The following is a 6429-nucleotide window of genomic DNA, read 5'->3' on the forward strand; positions in this document are numbered from 1 at the left end:
GCCGGGGAGGGGGCGAGAATGAGAAGGCCGGACGAAGATCCGTACGACGCAGCCCGCGGAGGGCGGCAGAGAATGGCGAGTCGTCCCCGGGGCGCTCGAGGTGATCACGTATGTGCCGATGGCTCGCGTATTCGGGAACACCCATGCTGCTCGTAGAGCGGTACGACGAAGAACACGCCCATCTGTACGAGGTACTGGAAGACTGGAAGAAGAACATCGTCAGCCCGCCGGTGAGCTGCTTGTTGTGCAGCAGGTCCGGGTCGATGAGTTGAGTGGCTCTTTGCGCCGTTCCACGAGGCGGGCCTCCCAGCGGAGGAAGAGCCAGATTAGAAGCAGGCCGGCCAGCATCAGCCACACGACCGGCGAAATCCCGAGCAAGGAAGGTGCGTCGGGCTTCGGCCGGAACCAGCCCCATTCGCTGGAGCGCAGCACGCCGTAGACGAAGGTCCCGAGTCCGAGGGCGGAAAGCACGGCGCCGACCAGATCGATGCGCGGGCGTTCGCCGATCGGTGCGTCAGCGACGCGGCGGGCGATCAGCAGGATGCCGAGCACGATCACCACCTCACCGGCAAAGACCCACCGCCAGGAGAAGTACGTCGCGCGATGCCCCCGATGAGCGGCCCGAGCGCGATCGCCACCGCTCCTGCGGCTGCGACGAGTCCGTAGGCGGCGGGGCGGCGTTCAGCGGCGAAGTTGCCGGCCACGAGCGCCACGATCGCGGGAAGGATGAGCGCCGCTCCGATTCCTTCGAGGAACGACCAGCCGAACAGCAGCACGGGCAGGTTCGGCGCGAGCGACGTGATGAGGGAGCCGCAGCCGATCATGAACGCGCGTTTGCGGCCGATCAGCGCCCCGGACCTTGCCACCGGGGATCATGAACATCGCCATCACCAGGGTGTAGGCCGTGATGGCGCCCTGGATGCCCGTCACCGTGGTGCCCACGTCGTCGGCCACCGTCGCGATCGAGACGTTCATGACGGAGCTGTCGAGCGCCATGAGGAACTGACCGGTCGCGAGCGTCAGCAGGACGAGTCGTGCTGACGAACTCTTCGCGGTACCTGCCTCGGGAGCCATGGGCGCGCATCGTCCCAGCCTGCCCGGAGGGGGATCCGCGACCCGCCATGGAGATCAGCCGGTTGGCGGGCGTGAGGTCGGTGGAGTCTCCAGGGCCCGGTCGGGTCGGCCCAACGGTCCGGCCCGGCTCAGCCGCTCGTCCCCACGTCGTTGTTCGGCGCGCCGTCGCCGGCCGGCGGGAGGTCGCCGCGTTCGACCGGCTGACCGGCGTCGTCCCGCGTGGGAGGCAGTACGGCATCGAGTTCGGCGTCGCTCGCGGCGTGCGCCGCCTCGGCCGCCTTGCGGAGGGTGGCGCGGTCCACGGTCGCGGTGTCGGCGTCGAGCCGCACCAGCCGGCCGTCCACCTCGGTCGCGTACTCGTGCTGCGTGCCGCTCGTGCGGTACCAACTCCCGCCGTCCGCAACGCACTCGACAGCGCCGTCCGTGCCGCGGCTGCCGACACCGAGCGGGGTCTTCGGGCAGAGCGCCGCGTCCATGGAGCCCTTGTCGACACCGAGACGTATCTGCGCGCCCGTCCCCTGCCTGACGTACGTCGCTGAGTACCCGTCCGCGCCGAGCACGCCCACGGACTGCTTGGCCACCTTGTAGCCCGGCACCTCGGTGACGTAGACGTTCTCGATCGCCACTTGGGCGGCACGCGCGCGTGCCTCCAATTCGGCCCGGTCGGCTCCGGCTCCGGCGGTTTCGCTGCCGCAGGCGACCAGCGCAAGGGTCACCACGGCCGTGACGGGCACAAAGGGGCGCGGCAGCCGCGCGGCAGGCTTCATGCGGTCATGGTCCCGCAGGGCGTTCCCCGCTCCGGGCGTATGTGTCCTGATCGTTGCCGCCGAGAGGCGGCCCACCCGTCCAGTAGCTGGAGTCTCCGGTCGCGCGCCGTGCGGAACGTCATCGCCTCGTCGGCGGTACCAGCCGTTCCAGCCGTTCCAGCAGGTCGGCGAGGCCGGGTTCCTGCCGGCCGGTCCGTCGCGCCACGTCGCCCGGAGGACGGGCGCCCGGCCGGATGCGGCCGCCGGATGCCCGCCGTACGGTGGGACCGCACCGGGTACCACCGACGTCGGGAGAGGGCATGGCTGGGGAGATCTCGTTCTTCGAACTGGGCGTCGCGGACTCCGAGCGGGCCCGGACGTTCTACGCCGGGCTGTTCGGCTGGACCTTCGAGGCCGGGACGACGGAGGGCGGCGGCTACTCGATCCGCACCCCCGGTGTCCCCGGCGGAGTGCACGGAGGGGACCCCGGAGCCGGCCCGTACGTCTTCTTCCGCGTCGACGACATGCAGCAGGCCGTCGTCCGCGTGCGCGAGCTCGGCGGCACGGTCGACGACATCGACGTCGGCAGCGGCGACGAGGACACGATCGCCCGCTTCGGCCGCTTCCAGCTGTGCCACGACGACCAGGGCTCGCCCTTCGGCCTCCACCAGCCACCGGCCGGCACCTGAGCCGCACCTTCGAAGACGCGGCACCCGCCGCGCCCGTGCCACCTGCCGCACCCGCCGCGCCCCCGTGTCAGCCGACGCGGCGGTAGCGGCGCTCCGGGCGGCCCGTGCCGCCGTAGCGGAGCGTCACCTCGGCCCGGCCCGTCTCCGCGAAGTACTCCAGATACCGCCGTGCGCTCACCCGCGACAGGGAGCCCGCCGCCGCGCACTCGGAGGCAGAGAGATCGCCCGGGTGCTCCCGCAGGATGCGCTCCACCAGCTCCGCCGTGTGCGGGGCGAGGCCCTTGGGCAGTTCGCGGGAGCCGGGCGGGCGGGTGCCGAAGATCTGGTCCACGTCCTCCTGACGCGCCTCGTCCAGCCGGTCGAGGCGTGAGCGGAGCGCGGCCACATGCCGGAGCTGCTCGTGCAGCGCGGCCTGGTTGAAGGGCTTGATCAGGTAGTGCAGCGCGCCCGCACGCAGTGCGGAGCGGACCACCGCCGCGTCCCGTGCGGCCGTGATGAACAGGGCGTCGGCGCTGGGCCGGTCCGGATCACGCTCCTCCGCCGCCCGCAGCTCGCGCAGCACAGTGATCCCGTCCATGTCCGGCAGGTAGACGTCGAGCAGCACGAGGTCGGGCCGCAGCCGCTCCGCGGCGCGCAGCGCCTCGCCGCCGCTGTGGGCCACCCCGGCGACCGTGAAGCCCTCCGCCTGGGACACATAGCGGCTGTGCAGCTTCGCGACCATGAAGTCGTCGTCCACCACCAGCACCTTTGTCACGCCGACACGCTAAGCCGCGACCACAAGGACCACAACGTCCGTTGATTCCGGAAGAGAGACAGCTTCTTAACGCGCAGGCAACATGTGGGCCACTTCACACATCTACGACGAGAGGCGATCCCGTGCGACTGCGCACCCCCATTGCCCTGCTCGGGGCTGCACTGCTGGTGCTCGTGGGGCCGCCGCTGCTCACCTCGGGCAGCGGCGCAGAAACCGGTACCCAGATCCCCGGTCTGCGGTTCATGGTTCCCAACACCCCCGGTGGCGGCTACGACATCACCGCCCGCACGGCCGCCAAGAACGCCGAGGACGCAGGGCTCACCCACAACATCGAGGTCTTCAACCTGCCCGGCGCCGGCGGCACCGTCGGTCTGACCCGGCTCGTCGGCGAGCACGGCAACGGCAAGCTGGCCATGTCCATGGGCCTCGGCGTCGTCGGCGCCGTACACACCAACAAGTCGCCGAAGACCCTGGCCGACACCACACCGATAGCCCGGCTCACGGAGGAGCAGGACATCGTGGTGGTCGCCAAGGACTCCCCGTACGAGAACATCGGCCAGCTGATCGAGGCGTGGAAGAAGAACCCGGGCAAGCTTCCGGTCGGCGGCGGCTCGTCGCCCGGCGGGCCCGACCACCTCGCGCCCATGCTGATGGCGCAGGCCGCCGGGATCGCGCCCAAGTCCGTCAACTACATCCCCTTTGACGGCGGCGGTGAGCTGCTGGCCTCGATCCTCGGCAACAAGGTCGCCTTCGGGGTCTCCGGTGTCGGCGAGTACCTCGACCAGATCAAGTCGGGCGAGCTGCGGCTGCTGGCCGTGACCGGGCCGAAGCGTGTCCCCGGTCTGGACGCCCCCACCCTGCGTGAGGCCGGACTCGACACCGAATTCACCAACTGGCGCGGCATCGTGGCACCGCCCGGCCTCACCGACGGCGAGCGCGACAAGCTCGTCGGGCTGGTCACGAAGCTGCACGAATCCAAGCAGTGGCAGGACTCCATGAAGAAGAACGGCTGGGACGACGCCTTCCTCACCGGCGACAAGTTCGGCGACTTCCTCGACGAGCAGGACGAAAACGTCGACCAGGTGCTGAAGGAGCTGGGGCTGTGAGCTCGACCAGGTCCACGACCAGAACCCCGGACAGGCGAGCCTGGCTCCGGGAACACTCCGAACTCGGTGTCGGCGCGCTGCTCCTCGTCATCGGCGTCCTCGTCCTCACCGACGCGCTCACCATGGACGTCGACATCGCCCAGCGCGGGCCCGTCGGACCCACGACCGTGCCGATCGCCGTCGGCATCGGCCTGCTGGCCGTCGCCGTCCTTCTCGCCGTCGACGTGCTGAGAGGCGGCCGGGGAGAGGCGGAGGGCGGCGAGGACATCGACCTCTCCGAGCCGAGCGACTGGCGGACCGTGCTGCTGCTCGCCGGTGTCTTCCTCGCGAACGCGGTACTCATCGGGCCGCTCGGCTTCCCGGTCTCCGGGGCGCTGCTCTTCTGGGGCTCCGCCTACGCGCTCGGCAGCCGGCGCATCGACCGCGATCCGCTGATCGCGGCGGTCCTGTCCGTCGTCACCTACTTCGTCTTCAACAACCTGCTCGGCGTGCCGCTGCCCGGCGGCCCGCTGATGGGAGTGCTCTGATGGATTCCCTGAACTCCCTCCTCGACGGCTTCGGGACGGCGCTCACCCCGGTCAACCTGCTCTGGGCGGCGATAGGCGTCCTGCTCGGCACGGCCATCGGCGTGCTGCCCGGCATCGGCCCCGCCATGGCGGTCGCACTGCTGCTGCCGGTGACGTACGGGCTGGAGCCGACCGGCGCGTTCATCATGTTCGCCGGCATCTACTACGGCGCCATGTTCGGCGGCTCCACGACGTCGATCCTGCTCAACACGCCCGGAGAGAGCGCGGCGGTCGTCGCCGCGATCGAGGGCAACCCGATGGCCAAGGCCGGGCGCGGCGCGCAGGCGCTGGCGGCCGCGGCGGGCGGCCACTTCGCGGGCGGCCTGATCGGCACCATCCTGCTGGTCGCCCTCGCCCCGACCGTCGCCGCGCTCGCTGTCGACATCGGCGCGCCCGACTACTTCGCCATCATGGTGCTGGCGTTCATCGCGGTCACCTCGGTCCTCGGCTCGTCGAGGATCCGCGGCCTCGCCTCGCTGCTCATCGGTCTCACCCTCGGCCTCGTCGGTCTCGACCAGATGACCGGTCAGCAGCGCCTCACCTTCGGCTCCCTCCAGCTCGCCGACGGCATCGACGTCGTCATCGTCGCGGTCGGTCTCTTCGCCATCGGCGAGGCCCTCTGGGTCGCCGCCCATCTGCGGCGCAACAGCGGTGACGCGATCCCGGTCGGCAGGCCGTGGCTGGCGAAGTCCGATGTGAAACGCACCTGGAAGCCGTGGCTGCGCGGGCCCGTCATCGGCTTCCCGTTCGGCGCGATCCCGGCCGGCGGTGCGGAGATCCCCACCTTCCTGTCGTACGTCACGGAGAAGCGGCTCTCCAAGCACAAGGACGAGTTCGGCAAGGGCGCCATAGAGGGCGTGGCCGGGCCGGAGTCCGCGGCCTCCGCCTCCGCGGCGGGCACGCTCGTCTCCATGCTGACGCTCGGCCTGCCCACGACGGCCGTCGCGGCGGTCATGCTGGCCGCCTTCCAGCAGTACGGCATCCAGCCCGGGCCGCTGCTCTTCGAACGCGAACCGGACCTGGTGTGGGGCCTGATCGCCTCGTTGTTCGTCGGCATGGTGCTGCTGCTCGCGCTGAACCTGCCGCTCGCGCCGCTCTGGGCGAAGTTGCTGCGCATCCCGCGCCCGTACCTCTACGCCGGCATCCTGTTCTTCGCGGCGGTGGGCGCGTACGCGGTCGGCGGCGAGGCCATCGACCTGGTGATCCTGCTGATCATCGGTCTCATCGGCTTCGGAATGCGCCGCTACGGTCTTCCCGTGCTGCCCGCCGTCATCGGTGTGATCCTCGGCCCTGCGGCCGAGCAGCAGCTGCGGCGCGCGCTGCAGATCAGCGACGGCAGCGCCGTCGGGCTCGTCAACACACCGTTCTCGGTGACCGTCTACGCCGTGATCGTGGTGCTGCTCGCCTGGCCGTGGCTGAAGAAGCTGATCGTCAAGAACCGGTCGGCCGCCTAAAAGCGAAGCCGACATGAAGAAGTGAGGGGCGGGCCACGGT

General features: G+C 70.5%; 6 protein-coding genes and 1 pseudogene. 4 read left to right on the forward strand and 3 right to left on the reverse strand.

The annotated features are described in order from the left end of the window. Nucleotides 1–152: 152 nt before the first annotated feature. Both ACWGH4_RS28570 and ACWGH4_RS28575 read right to left on the reverse strand, forming a co-directional pair. Nucleotides 153–954 (reverse strand): annotated as a pseudogene (locus tag ACWGH4_RS28570) (MFS transporter); the annotation flags it as partial. A gap of 248 nt (nt 955–1202) precedes the next feature. Then, nucleotides 1203–1841 (reverse strand): hypothetical protein, encoded by a 639-nt coding sequence (locus ACWGH4_RS28575; protein WP_453466008.1) that lies wholly within the window; start codon nt 1839–1841, stop codon nt 1203–1205. A 299-nt stretch (nt 1842–2140) separates the two neighbouring features. Here ACWGH4_RS28575 and ACWGH4_RS28580 point away from each other — a divergent pair, with 299 nt between their 5' ends. Continuing rightward, a complete protein-coding gene (locus ACWGH4_RS28580) occupies nt 2141–2509 on the forward strand; it encodes a VOC family protein (protein ID WP_453466010.1) in 369 nt (122 codons plus the stop codon). 67 nt (nt 2510–2576) lie between these two features. Here ACWGH4_RS28580 and ACWGH4_RS28585 read toward each other — a convergent pair whose 3' ends face one another. Beyond that, nucleotides 2577–3263, reverse strand: a complete 687-nt coding sequence (locus tag ACWGH4_RS28585; RefSeq protein WP_189473501.1) for a response regulator — start codon at nt 3261–3263, stop codon at nt 2577–2579. Between the two features lie 122 nt (nt 3264–3385). Here ACWGH4_RS28585 and ACWGH4_RS28590 point away from each other — a divergent pair, with 122 nt between their 5' ends. Genes ACWGH4_RS28590 through ACWGH4_RS28600 form a run of 3 tightly spaced genes read left to right on the forward strand, consistent with a single transcriptional unit; the run spans nt 3386 to nt 6389 of the window. Then, nucleotides 3386–4369: a Bug family tripartite tricarboxylate transporter substrate binding protein gene (locus ACWGH4_RS28590; protein WP_453466013.1), complete on the forward strand. Its 984-nt coding sequence runs from the start codon at nt 3386–3388 to the stop codon at nt 4367–4369. Further along, nucleotides 4366–4896: a tripartite tricarboxylate transporter TctB family protein gene (locus tag ACWGH4_RS28595; protein WP_441266538.1), complete on the forward strand. Its 531-nt coding sequence runs from the start codon at nt 4366–4368 to the stop codon at nt 4894–4896. The genes ACWGH4_RS28590 and ACWGH4_RS28595 overlap by 4 nt, the downstream gene beginning before the upstream one ends. Continuing rightward, a complete protein-coding gene (locus ACWGH4_RS28600; RefSeq protein ID WP_441266537.1) occupies nt 4896–6389 on the forward strand; it encodes a tripartite tricarboxylate transporter permease in 1494 nt (497 codons plus the stop codon). The genes ACWGH4_RS28595 and ACWGH4_RS28600 overlap by 1 nt, the downstream gene beginning before the upstream one ends. The last annotated feature ends 40 nt before the right edge of the window (nt 6390–6429 follow it).

The sequence above is a fragment of the Streptomyces sp. NPDC054847 genome (genome assembly GCF_053610925.1).

Coding starts and splice junctions, on each gene's coding strand:
- ACWGH4_RS28575 (WP_453466008.1), bottom strand. CDS start 1,841: ATGAAGCCTGCCGCGCGGCTGCCGCGCCCCTTTGTGCCCGTCACGGCC.
- ACWGH4_RS28600 (WP_441266537.1), top strand. CDS start 4,896: ATGGATTCCCTGAACTCCCTCCTCGACGGCTTCGGGACGGCGCTCACC.
- ACWGH4_RS28580 (WP_453466010.1), top strand. CDS start 2,141: ATGGCTGGGGAGATCTCGTTCTTCGAACTGGGCGTCGCGGACTCCGAG.